The organism is Streptomyces sp. NPDC050806, assembly GCF_055586425.1.
Window position 1 is genome coordinate 592,975 of sequence record NZ_JBVJIF010000004.1, and the last position, 20,370, is coordinate 613,344.

The following is a 20,370-nucleotide window of genomic DNA, read 5'->3' on the forward strand; positions in this document are numbered from 1 at the left end:
CAAGGCGGCCGGTCGCGGGCCTTACGGGATGAGCCCGAGCTCCGGGACCGGGATGCGCTGCTGGGCGGCCTGGACGGCGGCGGCGTAGCGGGGGTCGGGGCGCAGGCCGTTCTCCCGCAGGCACGCCTCGGTGAACTTGATGACGTGCTCGTCCTTGTGCTCCACGGCGCGGGCGGTCAGCTCGGCGAACGGCGGGACCTCGGCCCGCAGCGCGCTCTCACGGGCGGTGGCCTCGCCCCGCCGCCCACCGGTGAAGGAGAGCAGCAGCGCCACGTGGAGCTGCCACACGGCCGCCACCGTCGGCAGATGCATGTCGCCCGGCAGGTGCGGCAGGACGAAGCGGACGGCGGCCGGCAGCGTCACGCCGTGCAGCAGCGGGATGGGGTAGATCTCGGTGTGGACGAGGTAGAGCCCGGCGAATTCCGCGGTCATGTCGCTCAGCAGCGCTTGCGGGTCCTTCGGGGCGACCGCCCGCAGCGCCTCGGCGTATCCGGGGATCGCGTCGATCCGGTGGAGCCGCTCCCGTGAGACGACCCGCGCCTCCGGCGGGTGCAGGGAGTCCGCCATCAGCTCACGGGGGAGGTCCGCGACGGCCTGCGCCAGGCCGGCCGTGCCCCGGAAGTCGGCGCTCCCCGGAAGGCCGCGGTACCGGGCCGCCCAGTAGGCCAGCCCGCGCGCGAGTTCGGTGAGCTGCGCGGGGCCGGGCTTCGGGGTGCCGGACAGGCTCCGTACGGCGTGGGCCGTGCGGATCGCGCCGTGCGTGATGCCTGCCAGCAGGCCGGAGATGAGCCGCGGCCACCACTGGACGAGTACGTCGCGCCACGGGGCACCGGCCAGTTCCCGGGCGAACAACTGCTCCCAGTCCCCGGCGCGGGTGAAGTCCCCGAGCGCGGCGCGCCAGGAGCCTTCGTCCGACGCGTCCAGCGGGAAACGGGGCGCGGGCCGGTCGTGATGGGGTTTGGCCCGGTAGACCTCGACCCAGTTGCCGATTTCCGCGCCGTGGCCGAGGGTGGCCAGCACCTCCGCCGCCATCGGGCCGTGATTGACCAGTTCGTTGCGGTCGCCGCGCTCGAATCCCAGGTCGTCCAGGCGTTCCAGCGCTTCATTCACGGCGTCGAAATAGGTGACCACGGTGCTCTCCGCTTCGTCTCGGGTGTCGGTGGTTTTCGGGTGCGGTCAGGAGAACAGCGGAACGATTTCCCCGGTGAAGAGCTCCATGTTGCGTACCACCAGGTCGTCCGGCATTCCGGCGATGCTCGCCCAGAAGATGAGGTGTGCCACGGGCAGGTCCCGCGTCATCGCCCGGATTTCCGCCGCTGCCTGTTCCGGCGTCAGGACCCGGAGGAATTCACGGAGTTCGGGCGCTTCGGGGTCCGGCTCCAGCCACGGCAGCTCCGGCCGGTCGCTGCCCTCGGACCAGCCCCGCCGGTAGGTGTTCTTCTGGTGGGCCAGGTGCGGCGCGATCCGCACCCAGGCGGCCTCGGGGTCGTCCGCCAGCACGATGGGCACCAGGCCGCCGACGCGCGCCGTGCCGGCGTCGTGGCCGCCCTCTTCGAGCCCGGCCGTGTACTCCGCGAACAGGGAGCGGGAGACGTGCAGGTGTCCCATGCCGAGCCGGCCCGCCATTCGCGCGCCGCGCGGCCCGTAGAACCCGCCCCACACCGGCACGTCCGCCTGGAGCGGCAGCGGCGTCACCGTCCGTTCGCGCCACAGCCGGCGCACCTCCGCGACGGCCTCCCCGGCCCGCGTGACGCGACGCTCGTACGGGACGTCGAAGAGCTGGAATTCCGGGACCCGGTAACCGGCGCCGATACCCAGCTCCAGGCGGCCCCCGCTGATCAGGTCGACGACCGCCGCTTCCTCCGCCAGCAGGGCGGGATGGCGCAGCGCCGGAATGACGACCGAGGTGCCGATCCGGGCCTGCCGGGTCCGCGCCGCGGCCGCGGCGGCGAAGGTGAGCGGCTGCGGCAGATAGCCGTCCTCGAAGCGGTGGTGCTCGGTGAACCACAGCCCGCCGATACCGAGCCGGTCGGCCTCCTCGCAGAATTCCAGCGTCCGCGCGTAATGGTCGGCCCACGGCCGTTCCCATTGCGCCGGATTACGCAGATCGAAAAGGAGCCCGATCCTCATCGTCGTTCTGTCCTTCCCGGAGGCCGGCGCGCGCAGCACGGAATTACCGACAAATAGCCTCGGGTGTCCGGGAGTCGGCGTCAATGTTTCCCGTGTCAGCTCTCCGCGGGGTTTGTCACGTCGACGTCAAATCGGCCGGGCGGGTGTTACCGGGCAACCCGTACCGGCAGGTGCTTGAGTCCGTTCTGGAAGTTGGAGACCAGCCGGACCGGCGGTCCGGCGATGTCGAGGCCGGGCAGCCGGTCCAGTACGTGCGTCAACACGGCCCGCATCTGGACCCGGGCGAGATGCGACCCGAGGCAGAAGTGCGGGCCGAAGCCGAAGCTGACGTGGTCGTTGGGGCGGCGGGCGACATCGAAGCGGTCGGGGTCGGCGAAGGCGGTCTCGTCGCGGTTGGCGGAGGCGTGGTAGACCACGACCTTCTCGCCGGCCCTGATGTGCTGCCCGCCCAGCTCCACGTCCCGTACGGCGGTGCGCCGGAAGTTCATCACCGGCGGCCAGTAGCGCAGCATCTCCTCGACGGCGGCGGGAATCAACTCCCGCTCCCTCTGCAGCCGTTCGAACTGGTCCCGATGGCGCAGCAGTGTGCAGAGCCCGCCCGGAATGCCGTTGCGCAGCGTTTCGTTCCCGGCCACCGCGAAGAGGAAGAACATGTTCTCGAACTCCTCGCGCGTCAGGCCGCCCTCCCGCATATGGGCCATCACCGTGCCGGGGCGCGGGTGCGCGGAGAGCGCGTGCGCGTAGGCGAACATGTCGGCGAGCGCCTCGCGGGAGCGCGGGTTGACCGGCCGCCCGTCGGGGCGTACCGCGGTCCCGGGCCGGTACCGGAGCGCCGCGCGCCCCATCGGGCTGAGCGTCGCGGGGTCCGCGGTGCTCAGCGCGGCGTACTCGCTGTCCTGGTAGCCGATGACGCGGCTCGACCAGTCGAACAGCAGCCGCCGGTCCTCGTCCGGCACGCCCATGACGTGCGCCAGCGTCCACACCGGCAGGTCGGCCGCGACCTCGACGAAGTCCGCCTCGCCCGCCTCGGCGACCTGTCCCACGAGCTGCGCCGCCCGGGCGTCGATGACCGCCTCCAACTCCCGTACGGCGCGCGGCGTGAAGGCCGCGGCGACGACCTTGCGGATGCGGGAGTGGTCCGGCGGGTCCTGGTTCAGCATCATCGCCCGGACGAAGGCGAGGTCCCGGGCGCTGTCGGGGTCCCGGATCTGCGTCGCACCCGCGTACGAGGAGAACACGTCCGGGGTACGCAGCACGTGCTTCACGTCCGCGTGCCGGAGCACCGCCCAGTAGCCGGGCCCGGCCGGCCAGCCGCCCGTCCCGGGCTCCTCGATCCAGCAGACCGGGCTGGTCAGGCGCAGTTCACGGAAGAGTTCGTAGGGAACGCCGGTGGCGTAGGTAGCGGGCGTGAACACCTCTGCAGCCGTCACGCACCCGACCGTAGGGTAATTCGCACTATCAGGGGAATCCCCCGCCCGGCAGGCTTGAGGAGCCGCGGGCTGCGCAATCTCCTGGCGTGTACGGATCGCATCGTGCGGGACTGGCCCTGGCCGTCGCCGCGTTCGTGGCAGGGGTGGGCTGGGCGCCGGCGGCGGCAGCGCACGGCGACAACTGTTCCTACGCCGGGACGAAGCCGCCGGTGACGCCGCCGACCGGGGTACCCGGGCTGCCCGACGGCTGGCACTGGCCCTGTACCTCGCCGACGCCCCGGCCGCCCGCGCCGAAGCCGCCGCCACCGAAGCCCGCGCCACCCCCGCCGAGACCCGTACCGCGGGAGCCTGCGCCGCCCCCGCCGGCCACCACGCCGCCCGCGCCGCCGCCCCCGAAGGCCGCGCCGCCGAAACCCGCACCACCCCGGCCGGCCCCGCCCAGGCCTTCGCCGACGACCGCGGCGCCGAAGCCCTCGCCGTCCCTGACCCCGCGGTCGTACGCCGTCAGCACCAGACCGCCCGCGAACGGCGGCTCGCTGGTCACCAACATGCTCCTGCTCACCGCTCCGGCCGTGCTCGCCGCCGCCGCGCTGCACCCCCGCGGCTCGTCGGGCTCCGGCGGCCGCCGCTCCTGATCACGGGCCCGTCACCGCTTTTGTTCCCTTGGAGGTTTTTGATGTCGGACTGGCTCGTGCTGGCCATCGCCATCGCCGCGACGTGCGGTGTGGTCGTGCTCGTCACCGTGCTGAACCAGCGGCGCATCGACGAGGAGGAGGACGACCCGACCGAGACGCCGGACGTCATGGAGTACATGACGATGATGGTCGGCGTGGTCTACGCGATCGTGCTGGGCCTGGCCATCGCGGGGGTGTGGGAGTCGCGCAGCGCCGCGGAGGACACGGTGCGCACGGAGGCGCAGGCGCTGCACGAGGTGAGCGCGCGGGCCCGGGCGTATCCGGAGCCGGCGCGCGACCGGATCAGGTCCGACGTGCAGGCCTACGCCTCGTACGTGGTGCACAAGGAATGGCCGGTGATGGCCGAGAAGGGCGAGCTGACGCCCCGCGGGGACGCGCTGATGCTGAAGGTGCGCGCCAGCGTGTCCGACTACCACCCGCGCAACGACTTCGAGAACCAGACCTACCAGCCGCTGGTGGACCAGGTGGCGGTGGCGGACGGCGCACGGTCGGCCCGGGGCCTGGGCGCCGGGCCGACCCTGCCGCTCGTGGTGTGGTTCGGGCTGCTCGCCGGCGCCGTGGTCACGGTCGGCCTGATGTTCACGCTGCAGATCCGGCGGTCGGGGCGGGAGCTCCTGATGGCGGGGGTGTTCACCGCCCTGATCGCCTTCCTGCTGTTCCTGGTGTGGGACTTCGACGATCCGTGGCTGCGCAGCGCCGACGCGATCCAGCCCCTGAAGGATCTGCTGCCCTCTTCCGGGGGCTGACCCTCAGGTGGCGGAGCCCGCGGCGGCCCCGGTCGCCAGATCGGGGCCCCAGCGGCGCAGCGCCTCGTCCAGGTCGAGCGGGAGGACGCGGCCGCCGCCGTCCTCCGGGCCCGGCCAGTCCTCGCGCGGCACCCGCCACATCACCTCGAACTCGATGCCGTCCGGGTCCTTGGCGTACAGGGACTTGGAGACGAGGTGGTCGCTGGCGCCGACGAGCGCGCCGGCGGCCCGCAGCCGCTCGGCGGTCCCCGCCAGCTCGCCGAGCGTGCCGACCTCCCAGGCCAGGTGGTACAGGCCCGCGCGGCCGGACTCGGGGCCCGGGGCGCCGTCGCCGAGGGCGAAGAGGCCGAGGTCGTGGTCGTTCCGGGTGTCGTGCGCCCGCAGGAAGGCGGCGCGTCCCGGAATCTCGGTGTCCACGGTGAAGCCGAGGACGTCGGTGTAGAACGCGACGGAGCGCGCCAGCTCGCGCACGTAGAGGACCGCGTGGTTCAGGCGGCGTACGGACATGGGGAACCTCCCTGTCGGGTCACTTGCGCAGCAGCAGGACGACGAAGGCCACGATCAGGCCGAGGGCGACGGCGGCGAAGCCGTAGGCGGCGCGGTCGCGGCGCAGGCCGGGCAGCAGCCGGTCGACGGCCCAGCGGCCGGGGCCGGTGAGGGTGAGCGCGGCGGCGGCCGCGGTCAGCAGCAGCTCGTACTCGACGCCCTTCGGGGCGAAGAAGCCGCCGCCCCACTTCACGGCGAGCGCGTTGACCATCGTGCCGAGGACGGCGGCGCCGGCGAGCGGGGTGAGCAGGCCGAGGGCGAGGCCCAGGCCGCCGAGGGTCTCGCTGAGCCCGGCGACCACGGCCATGGCCTTGCCGGAGGGGTAGCCGCTCATGGTGAAGAACTGGCCGGTGCCGTCCAGCCCCGGCCCTCCGAACCAGGCGAAGAGCTTCTGCGAGCCGTGCGCCGCCATGGTGAGGCCGACGGCGAGCCGGAGCACCAGCAGGCCCAGGTCGTGGGCGGGCGAAGGCGTGGACGCACCGGTTCGGGCGGCGGTCGCGGCGGGGGACGTCATACGGGCTCTCCCTGTCGGATCGGAAGTACTTGAAACTTCAAGCCACACTCCGACCATACACAGTGCTTGAAACCTGTACAACACACGACCGGCCGCCGCGGCGCCCTTCCGTCACATCTCAGCCACGCGGCGTCACCGTGCCGAGCACGCCCGGCAGCGGGTACCAGTCGGCGGTCAGCACGCTGGCGTGCGCCTTGGCCAGCAGCGCCACCCGGTCCTTGGCCTGCTGCTCGGTGGGCTTGGTTCCGTCGATCTCCGGGGCCACCTTGTGCGCGTCCGTCATGATCACGAGGTAGTGGCGGGTGTCGTACCAGGCGGTGTCGATGCCGCCGGTGTAGGCCGAGGCGTCCCCGTCGAAGACCACGAACCAGGGGCGCAGCGCGGCGTCGGTGTAGCGGGAGCGCGGGTCGCCGCTCTCGGCGCCGTGCACCGCGGGGAAGGCGGTGGCGGAGGCCAGCTTCCCCTGACCGGCCAGGGTGCGCAGGTGGGTGGCGTACTCCCGGTCGGTCCAGAGCTTGTCGGCCGGATTCCCCTCCTCGACCGTGCCGGGTATCAGCTCGATCAGGAACTTGCCGGCGAGCGCCGACCGCTCCGGCCAGCCGTCGGCCCGTACCGCCTCGTCCAGCGTCGCGTGGTCCCCGATCAGGTCGCCGGGCCCGAAGGCGGCGTCCCCCAGCTTCTCGCGCACCAGCGTGTCGAACTCGTCGGGCCCCCGGCCGCCCTTGTCGTTGAAGCCGTCCTTCAGCTCCATCTTGAGCAGCACGGGACGGTGGCCGGGGTGCGCGTCGTGCCAGGCCCGGAGGTCGGCGAGGCAGCCGCCGAGGTCCTGATCGCGGGACTTGGTGCGCAGCTCCGCCGGCGTCCTGGCGTTCTCGCAGTTGTTGTCGTTGCCGAGCGGGTTGCCGTGCGAGACCCGCCAGGACTTCCCCAGCCCGTTGGTCCACACGTCCAGCTCCAGCAGGCCGGCGCCGGAGTCGAGCGCGTCCGCGAAGTAGGGGTACTTGTCCTTCTCGTACGCGTTGTGCACGCCCACCGCCGTGGTCGTGTCGTACGTCGTGTTCGCCGCCTCCGCGGTACCGGTGGCGGCCGGCCAGACCACCGCGGCCGCCACCAGTGCCGCTCCCGCCACACCCGCCACCATCGTCCCCGTACGCCGATGTGCGCCCATGTGCCCCTGCTTTCTCGTTGGTCAGTCGATCAGGCGGCAGCGTACGGGACTTGGGGGACACGGGGGACGCCTCGAACGGACGTCCGTCGCCCCGTTCCCAGGCGTTCCACGGCCGTCTACGATGGCGCCATGGTCGGCAGAAGAGCAGCGGCGGCGCCCACCCTCGCCGCCGGCATTCTCACGGGCACGGTCGCGCTGTACATGGCGCTCGTCGCCTTCGGTAACATCACCGACTTCGGCACCAACCAGGCGTTCGTCCAGCACGTCCTCGCGATGGACACGACCTTCGAGGACCCCGACCTCATGTGGCGGGCCATCACCTCGCCCCGGCTCCAGAACGCCGCCTACCTCGCGATCATCGCGTGGGAGACGGCCGCCGCCGCCGTGCTGGTGCTGGCCACCGTGTTGTGGGCGATGCGCCGTGAGCGGGCCCGTCGGCTCAGCACTCTCGGGCTGCTGATGGTCGTACTGCTCTTCGGCGCCGGCTTCCTCGCCATCGGCGGCGAGTGGTTCGCGATGTGGCAGTCCAAGGACTGGAACGGGCTGGAGGCCGCGACGCGGAACGTACTCCTCGCGGGCGTTGCCCTGCTGTTCGTGCAGTCCACCTCGCCGGGCGGCGGGCGTAAACCCACCGGCTCCTGAAGCCCCCGTGGAATAGCCGCACCTCCACTCCGGTTGCCGCCCGTATGCGAGTTATCGGAGTGGAAGAATTCGGCGGGCCCGACGCGCTTCGGGCCCTGGACGTGCCGGAGCCGCAGCCCGGCCCCGGCGAGGTGCGCATCCGGGTGCACGCCGTGGCGGTGAACCCCACGGACACGCTGCTGCGGTCCGGCGCGCACGCGCAGCGGCTCACGGACCGCGAGCCGCCCTACGTGCCGGGCATGGACGCGGCCGGGGTGGTCGACCTGCTCGGCCCGGACGGCGACGGCCGGCTCACCGTGGGGCAGCGGGTGGTGGCCCTGGTGGTGCCCACCGGGCCGCACGGCGGCACGTACGCGGACAAGATCGTGGTGCCCGCCGCCTCGGTGGTGCCGGCGCCGGAGGGTACGGACCTCACCGCCGCTTCCACCCTCCTGATGAACGCGCTGACCGCCCGGCTCGCCCTCGACGAGCTGGCGCTCTCACCCGGTGACACGCTCGCCGTGACCGGCGCGGCGGGCGCCCTCGGCGGGTACGCGATCCAGCTGGCGAAGGCCGACGGGCTGCGGGTGATCGCCGACGCCAAGCCGGCCGACGAGAAGCTGGTGCGTGAGCTGGGCGCCGACGAGGTCGTGCCGCGCGGCGACGAGGTGGCACAGCGCATCCGGAAGCTGGTGCCGGACGGTGTGCCGGGGCTCGTGGACGGGTCGTTGCAGGGCGAGGCGCTGTTCGGCGCCGTCGCCGACGGGGGCCGGCTGACGGTGTTCCGCGGCTGGTCGGGCGGCACGGAGCGGGACATCGAGGTACGTCCCGTGCTGGTCTCGGACGCCGCCACGGACACCGAGCGCCTGGACCGGCTGCGCCGCCAGGCCGAGGAGGGCGTCCTCACGCTGCGCGTCGCGGAGGTCTTCCCCGCCGAGCGGGCGGCCGACGCACACCGGCTGCTGGAGGCCGGCGGCGTGCGCGGACGCCCGGTGATCGACTTCTCCTGACCTACCGTCAGGGGCCCCGCTCGCCGCGCCGGACGGGCGGGGCTCCGGTCACCACTCGATCCGGTACGACGTGAGCCAGTCGGCGGCGCCGGCCTCGCTGCGGCGGGCGCGGTGCGGGAGCACGGTGTCGCGGACGACGCGGCGTACGGGGCCCACCGCGGTCCGCCGGGCCATGTGCGCGCTGGCCGCGACCACCTTCTCCACGCGCTCGCGGCGCAGTTCCTCGTACGCCTTGAAGGCGCGGCGGTTGCCGGCCTGGTCGCGCAGGGACTTGGCGAGCACGATGCTGTCCTCGATGGCCATGGACGCGCCCTGGGCGGCGTTCGGCGCCGCGGCGTGCGCGGCGTCCCCGATGATCACCATGGTGTCGGTCCACCAGCGCGGGGTGGAGGCGATGTCGTAGGAGTTGGAGCCGATGATGGTCTCGCCGGTGGACCGGATGATGTCGGCGGCCGGGGTGTTGTCCTCGTCGAAGAGGCCGGCGAGCCGGTGCCGCCAGTGGTCGGGGGTGGACGCGGCGAGGTCCTCCCGGGAGAGTTCGGGGCCCGGCGCGTTGGCGAACCACCAGGTCTCGCCGTCCGGTGCGCGGGTGCAGCCGAAGAACGCCTTCTTGCCGAAGATCATGTGGTAAGTGCCGTGCTCGGGCGCGTTCTTCGCGTCGCGGGTGTAGCCGCAGACGGTGTTCTGGCCGGTGTAGCGGGGCCGGGCCGCCGCGGGGTCGATGAGCTTGCGGGTGACGGAGTGGATGCCGTCGGCGCCGATGAGCAGGTCGCCCTCGGCGCGGGTGCCGTCGGAGAAGGTGGCGACGATCCGGCCGTTCTCCACCGTCTCGGCGGCCACCAGCCGCTTTCCGTGCTGGACGGCGATGCCGCGGCGGATGGCCTCGTCGTGCAGTACCCGGTACAGGGTGGCGCGGCGCATCGTCCGGGGGCCCGATCCGTCCGGCGCCGCGCTCTCCGTCCCGTCGGCGTCCTGGCGGTCGGCCCCGGTCATCGGGCGCTCGCCCAGCCGCTTGCCCGTGTAGCTGAGGAACTCCACCCGGCCGGCCGGGAAGGAGTTCTCGATCACTGGCCCGTCGGCGTCGATGACGCGCAGCGCCGCCAGACCGTTCTCGAAGACGACGAGAAAGGCCCCGACGTCGTCGGCGCCGCTCGCGTACGCCTCGAAGACCTCCGATTCGATGCCGGCTTTCTGCAGGGCCATCGCGGTCACCGCTCCCGCGATGCCACCACCGATGATCAGGGCGTGGGTCATGACGCTCCAAGGTCGGACGGCCGGTCTCCGGGGCGCGGGTCGTGACGCCCCGGCGGCGGGTGCGGCCCCTTCGGCGCCTGTGTCCGAGGGAGCCGCACCCGTCGCACGGGTCCACCTTGGCGCGCCGGGCGCGCCGGGGCCAGAGCGGGAACGGGCATGTCTGCGCACTTCTCGTCGTACGCGTGGCGGTCCCCGCCGCCTCCGTCAGCCCCCGCGCGCCCCCGGGGATCAACCCGCCGCGTACACGTCCTCGATGTAGCGGCCCTCGGTGGTCAGCCCGGTGAGCCAGGCCTCGGCCTCCTCGGCGGTGCCGCCCCCGAACCGCACGTACAGCTCCCGGAAGGCGGTGCGTACGCCCGGTGCCATACGGCTGCCGTCGCCGCAGACGTACACCCGGGCGCCCGACTCCAGCAGCCGCCAGACCTCTTCACCGTCGGCGGCGATGCGGTGCTGGACGAACCGGCGGCCTTCCTCGGGCCGTTCGCTGAAGGCGGGGCGCACCCCGACGGCGCCGGCCGTCTCCGCGGCGCGCAGCTCCTCGGCGTGCAGGAAGTCCGCGTCGGGCGCGTCGCAGCCGAAGAACAGCAGCGCCGGCGCGAGCGGTCCGGCGGCCGCCGTGCGGTCGGCGACGGCGCCGCGGAAGGGCGCCAGGCCGGTGCCGGCCGCCACCATGATCACCGGGGTGGGATCGGCCGGATCGATGCGGAAGGCGTCCCGGCACGGCTGCACGCGGGCGAGCACCGTGTCCCCCGCCTTCAGGGTGTGCAGATGGCTCGAACCGGTGCCGCCGGGCAGCAGCGAGACCATCAGGTCGGCGTGGCGGCCGTCCTGCGCCGGGGAGGACGAGACGGAGTAGTGCCGGGTCCGCATGGGCGGCAGCAGGTCAAGCACGACCGGCCACGGGAGCGCGCCGCGCAGCGCCGGGTACGCCTCGATCAGCTCCAGCGTCGTACGGGTGTCGTCGTCGCCGGGCGCTTCGAGGGCCGCGCGCTCGGGCGGGCAGGGGTTGTGCGCGGCGAGCAGCGCGCGTTGCTCGGCCGTGGGGCGGGCATTCAACTCCAGGTGGTAGGTGAGGAGTTCGTGCACCGACAGCGGGCGGTCGACGGGCAGCGCGTTCCGTCCCGCGCCCGGCTGCCGGATGCTGATTACCGCCGCGGGGTCCACGCCGAGTGCCTGCGCGGCGCGGGTGACCCGCTCCGGCGCGTTGGCGGGCAGCACGCTCAGGTGGTCGGCGGTGCGGTAGGTGACGCCCTCGGGGAGGGCGAGCCGCAGGAAGCGCTTCTTGCGCGGGTAGCCCTCGGCGGTCAGGTCGTACGCCTCGGTGACGGTCATGGCGGTGAGGCCGTGCCGGGCGGCGAGCGCGTCCAGCGGGCCGCCGGTGATCTCGGTGACGGTGCACGCGGCCTCTTCGGGCGCCGCGGCGGTGCCGATGCTCGCCGGGTCGCCGTACCGGGTGAGCAGTTCGGTGCGGAGCGCGGTGGTGAAGTCCTTGACCGTGCCGGCCATGTCGCCGGAGGCGTCGGCCTCGGCACGCGGCAGCAGCCGGTCGCCGCCGAGTGCGTCCAGCCGGTCGTCCAGGAGGGTGGGCACGCGCTGGTAGGTGGCGGCCCAGTTGCGGTCACCGACGCCGAGGACCGCGTACGGAACGCCGTCCGCCGCCCCCTCGTGCGCGTCCTCCAGCCACGCCACGAAGGCGGCCGCGTCATCGGTCGGGCGGCCGTTGTAGGACGCCGCCACGACGACCACGGGACGGTCGGCGGGCAGTCCGCCGGCGTACGTGTCCAGCGGCGCGATCTCCGTGGCGCAGCCCAGGGACGCGCCCTCGTCGGCCAGCCGCTCGGCGAAGTCCTTGCAGGTGCCGTAGTTGGTGCCGTGCAGGAGCAGCAGACCGGTGTCCTGGTGGACGCGGGTGGGCAGCCCGTCGTCGGCGACAGGGCCCTCGTCCGCGGCGCCGGTGCCGGGGAGCACGGCGAGCGCCGCGCGGTCGGCCGCGCGGTGGGCGGCGGAGCGCTCGGCGAGCCGGACCGTGAAGCCGTCCGGCTTCAGCGTCAGCGTCTCCTTGATGCTCAGCGCGTAGTCGCCGTGGTCGTCGAAGCGGTACCGGTGCACCAGGAGGGCCAGCAGCATGGTCGCCTCGTGCAGCGCGAACTGCCGCCCGATGCAGGCACGTTCGCCGGTCCCGAAGGGCTTGTACGCGTGCGGGGAGCGGGCCGCCTCCGCCTCCGGCGAGAACCGCGCCGGGTCGAACAGCTCGGGGTTGTCGCCCCACACCGGGTCGCGGTGGAGCATCGGGGTGAGGACCGTGAAGATCTCCCCCGCCTTGACGGCGTACCGGCCGCCGAGCACGGTGTCCGCCTTCGCGCGCCGGCTGAACGCCGCCGCGGTGGGCCACAGCCGCAGCGCCTCGTTGAGCACCTGGCGGGTGAAGGCCAGCTTGCCGATGTCCTCGAAGGACGGGTCCGGGTCCGCCGCGTCACCGAACAGTTCGTCGGCCTCGCGGCGCGCCAGCCGCAGCGCGACGGGGTCCTTGAGCAGGTGGTACAGCGCGAAGGAGAGCGCGCCGGAGGTGGTCTCGTGGCCGGCGATCAGGAAGGTGATGACCTGGTTGCGGATGTTCGCCGGGTCCAGCGTCGTGCCGTCCTCCGGGTGCGGCGCGCCGAGCATGAGGCCCAGCAGGTCGTCGGCGGTAGGGGCCTCCCCGGCGGAGCCAGGGGAAGTATCCCCGGAGGCGGTGCGCGCGCTGATCACCTCGTCCACGACGGACGCGAGGTAGTCGGCGTCGGCGCGGAACGCCTCGTCCTTCTCGGAGTAGTCCACGCCCGGCTTGCGTGCCAGCCGGGTCATGCTCCATTCGAGGCAGCGCACCATCGCGTCCACGAAGGGGTGCGGCTGCTCCCGCCCGAAGGACTCGAAGTCGAAGCCGAATCCGGCGAGTCCGATGGTGTCCAGCGTCATCCGGGTCATGTCGTCCGGCACGTCCACCGGCGCGCCGTCGGCGATCCGCCGGTCCCAGCTCGCCATCAGCCGGCGGGCGACCGCGAGCATCGCCGGGTGGTAGGTGCGCATCGAGCCCAGCGCGAAGGCGGGCATCAGGATGTCGTGTGCCTTGGCCCAGTTGGGCTCGTCGTTGTAGGCGGTGAAGAGGCCGTCGGCGGCGAACTCCCGTACGTTCTCCAGCGCCGGCCCGATGGCCTTCTCGAAGCGCGTCTCGTCGGCCAGCTCCGTCACCAGGTCGACGGAGGTGACGAAGGTGGCGTCCCGGCCGTGCAGCCGGCGCCGGAAGACCGGTCCGTGGTCGCGGGCCAGGCCCATGGCCCGCTGGAGGGGGGTACGGGAGAGACCGGCGGCCGTGATGTCCACCACGGGGATGCCGTCGTCGCCGAGGGTGACGGTGTCGGCGCTCTGCAGCTGCGTGTCGCTCATGACTCCACAGTGACCGGCCCGGTGTGCCGCGCTCCCCGCGGTAACTGCATGATTGTGCAGTGTTTTCTTCGCCAGGGGGCTTGCGGCCCGGGCGAAGATGATCATTGCGGTGCGGCGGCCCGGCCGGCCGCGGAGCGGAGCGGGTGCGATGGACGCATGGGACGAGAGGAACGGGTGCAGCCGGCCGATGAGTGACGACCTCTTCGCGCACCCGGGGGTGCCGGGACCGGCGGCCGCGCCCTGGCACAACTACTTCCTCATCCTGCTGGACCGGATGCCGCTGCCGGTGGCGGTGTGCCGCGCCGACGGCGAGGTGCTGATCGCCAACCCGGCGATGGCCTCGGTCTGGGGCACCACCCGCGGCCAGCTGCGCGGCCGCAACCTCCTGGACCACTTCAGCCCCCGGGCGATCTCGCAGGTCGGCCGGCTCGTGGAGGCCGTACGGATGGGCCGCCGCTCCCGCTACCCCGTCGAGGTCCGCTGGCGCGAGGGCTCGGCCGGGCCCGAGCGCGAGGGGATGCTCACCCTGGACCCGGTCGGCGACCCCTCCGATGAGCCGCCGGCCCTGCTCGCCATCCTCCGTGTCCACGAGTCCCGCCCGACGCCGCCACCGTCCGCGCAGGTCAGCCCCGTCGAGTCCCGCATCCTCGCGCTCGCGGCGGCCGGCGCGACCACGGCGGCCATCGGCAAGGACCTCGGCCTCACCGTCGACGGCGTCAACTACCACCTCACCCGCCTGACCCGCCGCTACCGCGTCCCCAACCGCACCGCCCTGATCGCCCGCGCCTACACCCTCGGCCTCCTCTCCCCCACCGCCTGGCCCCCGGCACCGGCCGAGGACGAGGACGCCTGAGAGCCGTCGGGCGAGCCGCTACGACGACCGCGGAGCCCGCTCCCGTACGGTTGCCGGACACCGGGCTGGACACCGGTGACCCCACCGGGACCGGCGCGCGGCCGCCGCGTCCACCCCAGGATCGGCCCTCCCGCCGAGCCGGCCCGGGCACCCCGCGCACCGCACCCCGCTGTCCAGCGGCGGCCCGGCAGGCGGCGTCGCACGGCGTAACCAGCCGTGTCGCGGGCCGCCGCGAGCCCGGCGGAATCGGCCCGAATCGGACCCTGCCCGGCCGCGCGGGGGCGAGTAGCGTCGGGCGCCCTTCTTCCCGTACGGAGGGTGCGGACCCATGGCCGACACCGTGAGTTACGTGCAGTACGAGACGTACGAAGGCGGCAGTCCCGAAGCGGAGCGACTGGTCTTCGAGAAGCTGGCGCGCGACCTGATGCGCGTGCAGCTGCGCAACAAGGGCAGCGGCGGGACGCACGGCGTCCGGCGCGCGTTCCATGCCAAGGGCGTGCTCGGCGTGGAGAACGCCCGGCTGCGGTTCAACGACGACCTGCCACCCGCGCTGGCCCAGGGATTCGCCCAGCCCGGAGCCGAATATCCCGCGCTCGTACGGCTTTCCAACGCCAGCGGCATACCGCAGTCCGATGTCTCGCCCGATCTGCGCGGCATCGCCGTACGGGTGGAGGTGTCGCCGGAGGAGACCCACGACCTGCTGGGCACCAACTTCCCGGTGAGCCATGCCCGCGACGCCCGCGAGTTCGTCGCCTTCGCCAAGGCCATGGCCGGTGCCAGGACACCACTGCAGAAGGCGTTCGGGCTGCTGGTGAAGCTCCCGCTGGCGGTCGGCTGGGCCACCGCCAGCCGGATGCGCCGCAACGTGCAGGCCGCAGCGCGCCACACGGTCGGCTCGCTGGCCCGTGAGACGTACTGGAGCCGCGGATCGTGCCTGTGGGGCGACGCCGGGCCGGTGCGCTACCAGCTGCGGCCCGCGCCCGGCGGCGCGCCCGCGCCCCGCCCGGACCGGCACGACCCCGACCATCTGCGGCACGAGCTGGCCGAGCGGCTGGCCGCCGCCGACGTCGAATTCGACCTGTGCGTACAGCGGTTCGTGGACGAGAAGCGCACCCCCGTCGAGGACGGCGCCACGGACTGGCGGGAGTCGGACGCGCCCGTCGTCCCGTTGGCCCGGCTCACCGTCCCGCGCCAGGACATCACCACGGCCGAGGCGGCCTCCGCAGCCCGCCGCATCGAGCAGCTGGCGTTCAACCCGTGGCACACCACGGAGGACTTCCGCCCGCTGGGCAACCTCAACCGGGCCAGGAAGGCCGCGTACCGGGCAAGTGCGGCACACCGGCTCGGCACCCGCTTCCCGGCCGGCGAACCGCTGCGCAACAGCCTGCTCGGCCGGCCCCTGCGGGCCGTTTTCACCGCCCTCAACCGCTACGTGCCCTGGCACCGGCTGCCCCTGAACGCCGGCCTGCTCAACCTGGTCGCGCTGCGCCAGGTGCTGCGCCGCCGCAACCTCATCGACACCGAGATCCCCGAGGCGCCGCCCAAGGCGGTTCCGGTACCGGAGACGGTGGACGAGCGCGCCCGCACGGCCCGCTCGTACGACGGCTCGCACACCGACCTGTCGGCGCCCCGGATGGGCGCGGTGGGCTCGACCTTCGGCCGCAACCTCAAGCCGGTGTACCGCCCCGACCTCTTCGACTCCCCGAACCCCGTCACGGTCGCCCGCGAGCTGCTGCACCGCCGCTCGTTCCAGCCCGCCTCCTCGCTGAACATCCTGGCCGCTGCCTGGATCCAGTTCCAGGTGCACGACTGGGTGGACCACCGGCGCTACGCGCTCGCCGAGCGCTCGGTGGAGGTGCCGCTGCCGCCCGGCAGCAGCTGGTACAACACCCCCGGCGGCCCGGCCGAGAACGTCATGCGGATCGCCGAGAACAAGGGGCTGGAGCGCCCCGGCAAGCCGCCGATCCTCTTCGCCAACACCACCTCGCCGTGGTGGGACGGCTCCGAGGTCTACGGCAGCGACGAGCGCACCGCGCGCGGCCTGCGCGAGCCGGACGGCGCGAAGCTGCGCCTGGAGGACGGCCATCTGCCGATGGGGAGCAACGGCATCCCGCTGACCGGCTTCGCCGACAACTGGTGGCTGGGCCTGTCGGTCATGCACACGCTCTTCGCGCGCGAGCACAACGCGGTCTGCGACGCGCTGCACAAGGAGTACCCGAAGATGACCGCCGAGCAGGTCTACCAGACCGCCCGGCTCGTCGTCTCCGCGCTGATCGCGAAGATCCACACGGTGGAGTGGACCCCCGCCATCCTGGCCACGAAGTCCATCGACATCGCGCTGCGCACCAACTGGGACGGCCCGCCGGACAACTGGCTGCACAAGCTGGGGCTGTGGCTGGTCGAGTCGCACTCGCTGACCGGCATTCCGAAGACCCTCCCCGACCACCACGACGTGCCGTACTCGCTGACCGAGGACTTCGTCACCGTCTACCGGATGCACCCGCTGCTCCCGGACGACTACGAGCTGCGCGAGCACCACTTCGGGCAGCGTCTGGAGGCGCTGACCTTCAACGACCTGCAGGGCGGCGCGGCCGAGTCGCTGGCCCGCAAGACGGGCCTGACGGACTCGCTGTACTCCCTCGGCATCGCGCACCCGGGCGCGATCACCCTGCACAACTACCCGCGCGCGCTGACCCACTTCGAGCGGGACGGCGAGATCCTCGACCTGTCCGTCGCCGACATCGTCCGGACGCGGCGGCGCGGGGTGCCGCGGTACAACGACTTCCGGGCCGGGCTGCACAAGCCGCGGGTCACCCGGTTCGACGAGATCTCCGCCGATCCGGACACGGCCGCGCTGCTGAAGGACGTGTACCGGAACGTCGACGAGGTCGACACCGTGGTCGGACTGTTCGCGGAGAACCCGCCGGAGGGCTTCGGATTCAGCGACACCGCCTTCCGCGTCTTCATCCTGATGGCGAGCCGGCGCATCCAGTCCGACCGGTTCCTGACCGTGGACTTCCGGCCGGAGATCTACACGCCGCTGGGCATGGACTGGGTGGCGCGCGGCGGGATGAACTCCGTCATCCTGCGGCACTGCCCGGAGCTCGCGGCGATGCTGCCCCGCGACGCCAGTGCGTTCGCGCCCTGGCGGCCGGTGCTACCGGTGCGCGGCAACGGCGCGGGGTCGTGAGGGACCGCCGCCGGGCCGCGTACGCGGGGTGAGCGATCTTGTGAAGCCCCGCGGGATCGCTCCGGGGCGCGGGCGTTAACCTCCTCCCTGTGGAGGAGAAGACGCCCGCGCCCTTCGAGCGCGGCACGGACGGCCCCAAGGTCATCGTCGTCGGCATCGACGGCTCGCAGTCGTCGTGGCGAGCCGCCTCGTACGCGGCCGGGCTGGCCCGCCGGCAGAGCTCGAAGCTGGTCCTGGTGTACGTCCAGCCGGTGCTGGCGGCCGGCGCCGCGCTCGGCGCCCCGGTGGCACCCACGACGGACGAGATAGCCGAAGAGCTGATGGCCGAGATCCGCGCCTCCACCGAGCGCCTCCAGGGCATCTACGACCTCCGCTGGGAGTTCCACGTCGTGCGCGGCGACCCGTACGGCGCGATGCTCCGGATGGCTGACGATCTGAAGGCCGACGCGGTGGTGGTCGGCGCGTCGGAATCCGCGGGTCACCGCATCATGGGCTCGGTCGCGGTACGTCTGGTGAAGGCGGGCCGCTGGCCGGTCACGGTCGTCCCGTAGCACCCCCCGCTCGGGAGGCGGACCGCGGCGGGCGGGTGCACCGTAGGAGGAAAAGCCCGACACGCCGACGAGGGAGTCTGCCGTGACCGACCGGACCTACCGTGTGACAGAGATCGTGGGAACGTCCCACGAGAACGTGGACACTGCCATCCGCAACGGCGTACGGCGCGCGTCCCGGACGCTGCGCAACCTGGACTGGTTCGAGGTCACGCAGGTACGCGGCCACATCGTCGACGGCGAGATCGAGCACTACCAGGTCGGCCTGAAGCTCGGCTTCCGCCTGGAGGACTCGGACTGATTCGACGTTCCCGCTCCCGGTGTGGGGAGTCGCCTTCCGTAAGCCCGCGATAAGGACAATGATGATCCGCCGTCGGACCGACGAGAGGACATCGCATGGGCCTGCGTGCGGGACAGGGCGTACTACGCCGCAAACCGATCGAAATGATCCAGGAGACCGAGGGCGGCAAAGGCGAACAGCTCACCCGCTCCCTCGGTCTCTGGCAACTGACGGCCATCGGCGTCGGCGGCATCATCGGCGCCGGCATCTTCACGCTGGCCGGCACCGTCGCGAACGAGAAGGCCGGGCCCGCCGTCCTGGTCTCGTTCCTCATCGCGGGCATCGCGAGCGCGGCGGCCGCGTTCTCCTACGCGGAGTTCGCCGGGATGATCCCGAAGGCGGGCTCCGCCTACACCTACGGGTACGCGGTCCTCGGCGAGCTGGCGGGCTGGTTCATCGGCTGGGACCTGCTGCTGGAGTACACCGCGATCGTCGCCGTGGTGGCGATCGGCATCTCCGGCTACTTCAGCTTCCTGCTGGGTGAGCTGGGGGTGGAGCTGCCCGCCTGGATGCTCGGCGCGCCGGGCTCCGGGGAGGGGCACCGGGTCGACCTCTTCGCCGCGATCCTCTGCCTCCTGATCGCGTACCTCCTCACCCTCGGCATCAAGAACGCCGCGCGCTTCGAGACGATCGTCGTCGGGCTGAAGGTCCTCGTCGTCCTGGTCGTCATCGGCGTCGGCTTCTTCCACATCAAGACCGGGAACTACACGCCGTTCTTCCCGCACGGCCTCAGCGGTGCGTTCGCCGGCGCGGCCACGGTCTTCTTCGCCGTCTTCGGCTACGACGCCATGTCGACGGCGGCGGAGGAGTCCAAGGACGCCCAGCGCCACATGCCCAAGGCGATCCTGTACTCGCTGCTGATCTCAATGGTGCTGTACGTCCTCGCCTGCCTGGTGCTGACCGGCATGCAGAACTACACGAAGATCGACCCGGAGAGCGGCTTCTCGACCGCGTTCAAGTCGGTCGGCCTGAGCAGCCTGGCGGACGTGATCGCGGTCGGCGCGATCATCGGCATCCTCACCGTCATGTTCACGTTCATGCTCGGCGTGACCCGCGTCTGGTTCTCCATGAGCCGCGACGGCCTCCTCCCCAAGTGGTTCGCCAAGACCCACCCCACCCGCCACGTCCCCACCCGCGTCACCTGGATCGTGGGCGCGGCGTCGGCACTGATCGCGGGGTTCCTGCCGATCCGCGAGGCGGCCGAACTGACCAACATCGGCATCCTGCTGGCCTTCGTCGTCGTCTGCATCGCCGTCATCGTGCTCCGCTACAAGCGCCCCGAACTCCCCCGCTCCTTCCGGTGCCCGGCCGTCCCGCTCGTTCCGGCCATAGGAGTCGTCTTCTCCATCTGGCTGATCACCTTCCTGGAATGGCAGACCTGGCTGCGCTTCGCCGGCTGGTTCATCATCGGCCTGATCATCTACTTCGCCTACTCCTACCGCCGCTCGGAGCTGGCCAAGGCGAACCGGGAGATCAGCGACCTGGAGGACCGCGAAGGGCGGCTCTGAGCCCGCTCTCCCCTGCCGGACACCGGAAGACGCAACGCGTACGCCCGCCGGAGACGACTCCGGCGGGCGTACGCGTACAGGGGGCAGCGGCCCTTCGGACGCTGGAGGGGTCAGGCCTTCTGGAGGGCGGTCCAGAACTCGTCGAAGGACATCAGGCCGTCGTCGTCGGTGTCGCGGGCCTTGATGACGGCCTCGGCGACCGGGCCGGTGACGTAGGGGTCACCCATCTCGGCCATCGCGTGCTTGAACTCCTCGGCCGTGACCATTCCGTCGCCGTTCTGGTCGAAACGTGCGAACGTCGCCTTGGCCTGCTCGATGTCTGCCACGGGTGCGCCCCCTTCGTGCGGTGCTGTCGTCGTGCCGTCCGGGAGCCCCGGCCGACCCGGGTACATTA

The 20,370-nt window shown here is 72.5% G+C and carries 18 protein-coding genes; 8 read left to right on the top strand and 10 right to left on the bottom strand.

Annotated features, from left to right (window positions below; all coding sequences use genetic code 11):
* Positions 1-21 precede the first annotated feature (21 nt).
* From ACZ6WH_RS15405 to ACZ6WH_RS15420, 4 genes are all read right to left on the bottom strand, one after another.
* Entirely contained in the window at positions 22-1,131 is a 1,110-nt protein-coding gene (locus tag ACZ6WH_RS15405; protein ID WP_469728749.1) for a questin oxidase family protein, read from the bottom strand.
* A 45-nt stretch (positions 1,132-1,176) separates the two neighbouring features.
* Positions 1,177-2,130, bottom strand: a complete 954-nt coding sequence (locus ACZ6WH_RS15410; protein ID WP_469728750.1) for an LLM class flavin-dependent oxidoreductase — start codon at positions 2,128-2,130, stop codon at positions 1,177-1,179.
* 146 nt (positions 2,131-2,276) lie between these two features.
* Positions 2,277-3,560, bottom strand: a complete 1,284-nt coding sequence (locus tag ACZ6WH_RS15415) for a cytochrome P450 (RefSeq protein ID WP_469728751.1) — start codon at positions 3,558-3,560, stop codon at positions 2,277-2,279.
* A 187-nt stretch (positions 3,561-3,747) separates the two neighbouring features.
* Positions 3,748-4,104, bottom strand: coding sequence for a hypothetical protein (locus ACZ6WH_RS15420; protein ID WP_469728752.1), 357 nt, complete (start codon positions 4,102-4,104; stop codon positions 3,748-3,750).
* 132 nt (positions 4,105-4,236) lie between these two features.
* Here ACZ6WH_RS15420 and ACZ6WH_RS15425 point away from each other — a divergent pair, with 132 nt between their 5' ends.
* Complete coding sequence (locus ACZ6WH_RS15425; protein ID WP_469728753.1) at positions 4,237-5,001, top strand: bestrophin-like domain; 765 nt, start codon at positions 4,237-4,239, stop codon at positions 4,999-5,001.
* A 3-nt stretch (positions 5,002-5,004) separates the two neighbouring features.
* Here ACZ6WH_RS15425 and ACZ6WH_RS15430 read toward each other — a convergent pair whose 3' ends face one another.
* The 3 genes from ACZ6WH_RS15430 to ACZ6WH_RS15440 form a co-directional block, all read right to left on the bottom strand.
* Positions 5,005-5,508, bottom strand: coding sequence for a VOC family protein (locus ACZ6WH_RS15430; RefSeq protein ID WP_469728754.1), 504 nt, complete (start codon positions 5,506-5,508; stop codon positions 5,005-5,007).
* Positions 5,509-5,527: 19 nt separating this feature from the next.
* The gene (locus ACZ6WH_RS15435; RefSeq protein ID WP_432860901.1) at positions 5,528-6,061 is read right to left on the bottom strand and encodes a DoxX family protein; all 534 of its coding nucleotides are present in this window, start codon (positions 6,059-6,061) and stop codon (positions 5,528-5,530) included.
* Between the two features lie 118 nt (positions 6,062-6,179).
* Positions 6,180-7,229: a phosphatidylinositol-specific phospholipase C domain-containing protein gene (locus tag ACZ6WH_RS15440; RefSeq protein WP_469728756.1), complete on the bottom strand. Its 1,050-nt coding sequence runs from the start codon at positions 7,227-7,229 to the stop codon at positions 6,180-6,182.
* A gap of 129 nt (positions 7,230-7,358) precedes the next feature.
* On the opposite strand from ACZ6WH_RS15440, the gene ACZ6WH_RS15445 reads away from it, so the two are divergent.
* Both ACZ6WH_RS15445 and ACZ6WH_RS15450 read left to right on the top strand, forming a co-directional pair.
* The gene (locus ACZ6WH_RS15445; RefSeq protein WP_469728757.1) at positions 7,359-7,871 is read left to right on the top strand and encodes a DUF2165 domain-containing protein; all 513 of its coding nucleotides are present in this window, start codon (positions 7,359-7,361) and stop codon (positions 7,869-7,871) included.
* A gap of 44 nt (positions 7,872-7,915) precedes the next feature.
* On the top strand, positions 7,916-8,860 hold the full coding sequence (locus ACZ6WH_RS15450) for an NADP-dependent oxidoreductase (protein WP_469728758.1): 945 nt from the start codon (positions 7,916-7,918) through the stop codon (positions 8,858-8,860).
* A gap of 48 nt (positions 8,861-8,908) precedes the next feature.
* Here the strand turns inward: ACZ6WH_RS15450 and ACZ6WH_RS15455 are convergent, their stop codons facing one another.
* A complete protein-coding gene (locus tag ACZ6WH_RS15455; protein WP_469728759.1) occupies positions 8,909-10,114 on the bottom strand; it encodes an FAD-dependent monooxygenase in 1,206 nt (401 codons plus the stop codon).
* A 228-nt stretch (positions 10,115-10,342) separates the two neighbouring features.
* Entirely contained in the window at positions 10,343-13,537 is a 3,195-nt protein-coding gene (locus ACZ6WH_RS15460) for a cytochrome P450 (protein WP_469728761.1), read from the bottom strand.
* 187 nt (positions 13,538-13,724) lie between these two features.
* On the opposite strand from ACZ6WH_RS15460, the gene ACZ6WH_RS15465 reads away from it, so the two are divergent.
* From ACZ6WH_RS15465 to ACZ6WH_RS15485, 5 genes are all read left to right on the top strand, one after another.
* Positions 13,725-14,390 (top strand): PAS domain-containing protein, encoded by a 666-nt coding sequence (locus tag ACZ6WH_RS15465; protein WP_469728763.1) that lies wholly within the window; start codon positions 13,725-13,727, stop codon positions 14,388-14,390.
* Between the two features lie 328 nt (positions 14,391-14,718).
* Positions 14,719-17,580, top strand: a complete 2,862-nt coding sequence (locus tag ACZ6WH_RS15470; protein WP_469728765.1) for a peroxidase family protein — start codon at positions 14,719-14,721, stop codon at positions 17,578-17,580.
* 89 nt (positions 17,581-17,669) lie between these two features.
* Complete coding sequence (locus tag ACZ6WH_RS15475) at positions 17,670-18,131, top strand: universal stress protein (protein ID WP_361561382.1); 462 nt, start codon at positions 17,670-17,672, stop codon at positions 18,129-18,131.
* Positions 18,132-18,213: 82 nt separating this feature from the next.
* On the top strand, positions 18,214-18,429 hold the full coding sequence (locus ACZ6WH_RS15480; RefSeq protein WP_432860885.1) for a dodecin: 216 nt from the start codon (positions 18,214-18,216) through the stop codon (positions 18,427-18,429).
* A gap of 95 nt (positions 18,430-18,524) precedes the next feature.
* A complete protein-coding gene (locus ACZ6WH_RS15485) occupies positions 18,525-19,976 on the top strand; it encodes an amino acid permease (RefSeq protein ID WP_469728767.1) in 1,452 nt (483 codons plus the stop codon).
* Between the two features lie 110 nt (positions 19,977-20,086).
* Here the strand turns inward: ACZ6WH_RS15485 and ACZ6WH_RS15490 are convergent, their stop codons facing one another.
* Complete coding sequence (locus tag ACZ6WH_RS15490; protein ID WP_469728769.1) at positions 20,087-20,302, bottom strand: EF-hand domain-containing protein; 216 nt, start codon at positions 20,300-20,302, stop codon at positions 20,087-20,089.
* Positions 20,303-20,370 lie beyond the last annotated feature (68 nt).

Excerpts from the sequence above, each read along its gene's own strand:
- ACZ6WH_RS15410 (WP_469728750.1), bottom strand. The coding sequence starts at position 2,130 with ATGAGGATCGGGCTCCTTTTCGATCTGCGTAATCCGGCGCAATGGGAA.
- ACZ6WH_RS15425 (WP_469728753.1), top strand. The coding sequence starts at position 4,237 with ATGTCGGACTGGCTCGTGCTGGCCATCGCCATCGCCGCGACGTGCGGT.
- ACZ6WH_RS15430 (WP_469728754.1), bottom strand. The coding sequence starts at position 5,508 with ATGTCCGTACGCCGCCTGAACCACGCGGTCCTCTACGTGCGCGAGCTG.
- ACZ6WH_RS15435 (WP_432860901.1), bottom strand. The coding sequence starts at position 6,061 with ATGACGTCCCCCGCCGCGACCGCCGCCCGAACCGGTGCGTCCACGCCT.
- ACZ6WH_RS15440 (WP_469728756.1), bottom strand. The coding sequence starts at position 7,229 with ATGGGCGCACATCGGCGTACGGGGACGATGGTGGCGGGTGTGGCGGGA.
- ACZ6WH_RS15445 (WP_469728757.1), top strand. The coding sequence starts at position 7,359 with ATGGTCGGCAGAAGAGCAGCGGCGGCGCCCACCCTCGCCGCCGGCATT.
- ACZ6WH_RS15450 (WP_469728758.1), top strand. The coding sequence starts at position 7,916 with ATGCGAGTTATCGGAGTGGAAGAATTCGGCGGGCCCGACGCGCTTCGG.
- ACZ6WH_RS15455 (WP_469728759.1), bottom strand. The coding sequence starts at position 10,114 with ATGACCCACGCCCTGATCATCGGTGGTGGCATCGCGGGAGCGGTGACC.
- ACZ6WH_RS15460 (WP_469728761.1), bottom strand. The coding sequence starts at position 13,537 with ATGAGCGACACGCAGCTGCAGAGCGCCGACACCGTCACCCTCGGCGAC.
- ACZ6WH_RS15465 (WP_469728763.1), top strand. The coding sequence starts at position 13,725 with ATGAGTGACGACCTCTTCGCGCACCCGGGGGTGCCGGGACCGGCGGCC.
- ACZ6WH_RS15470 (WP_469728765.1), top strand. The coding sequence starts at position 14,719 with ATGGCCGACACCGTGAGTTACGTGCAGTACGAGACGTACGAAGGCGGC.
- ACZ6WH_RS15485 (WP_469728767.1), top strand. The coding sequence starts at position 18,525 with ATGGGCCTGCGTGCGGGACAGGGCGTACTACGCCGCAAACCGATCGAA.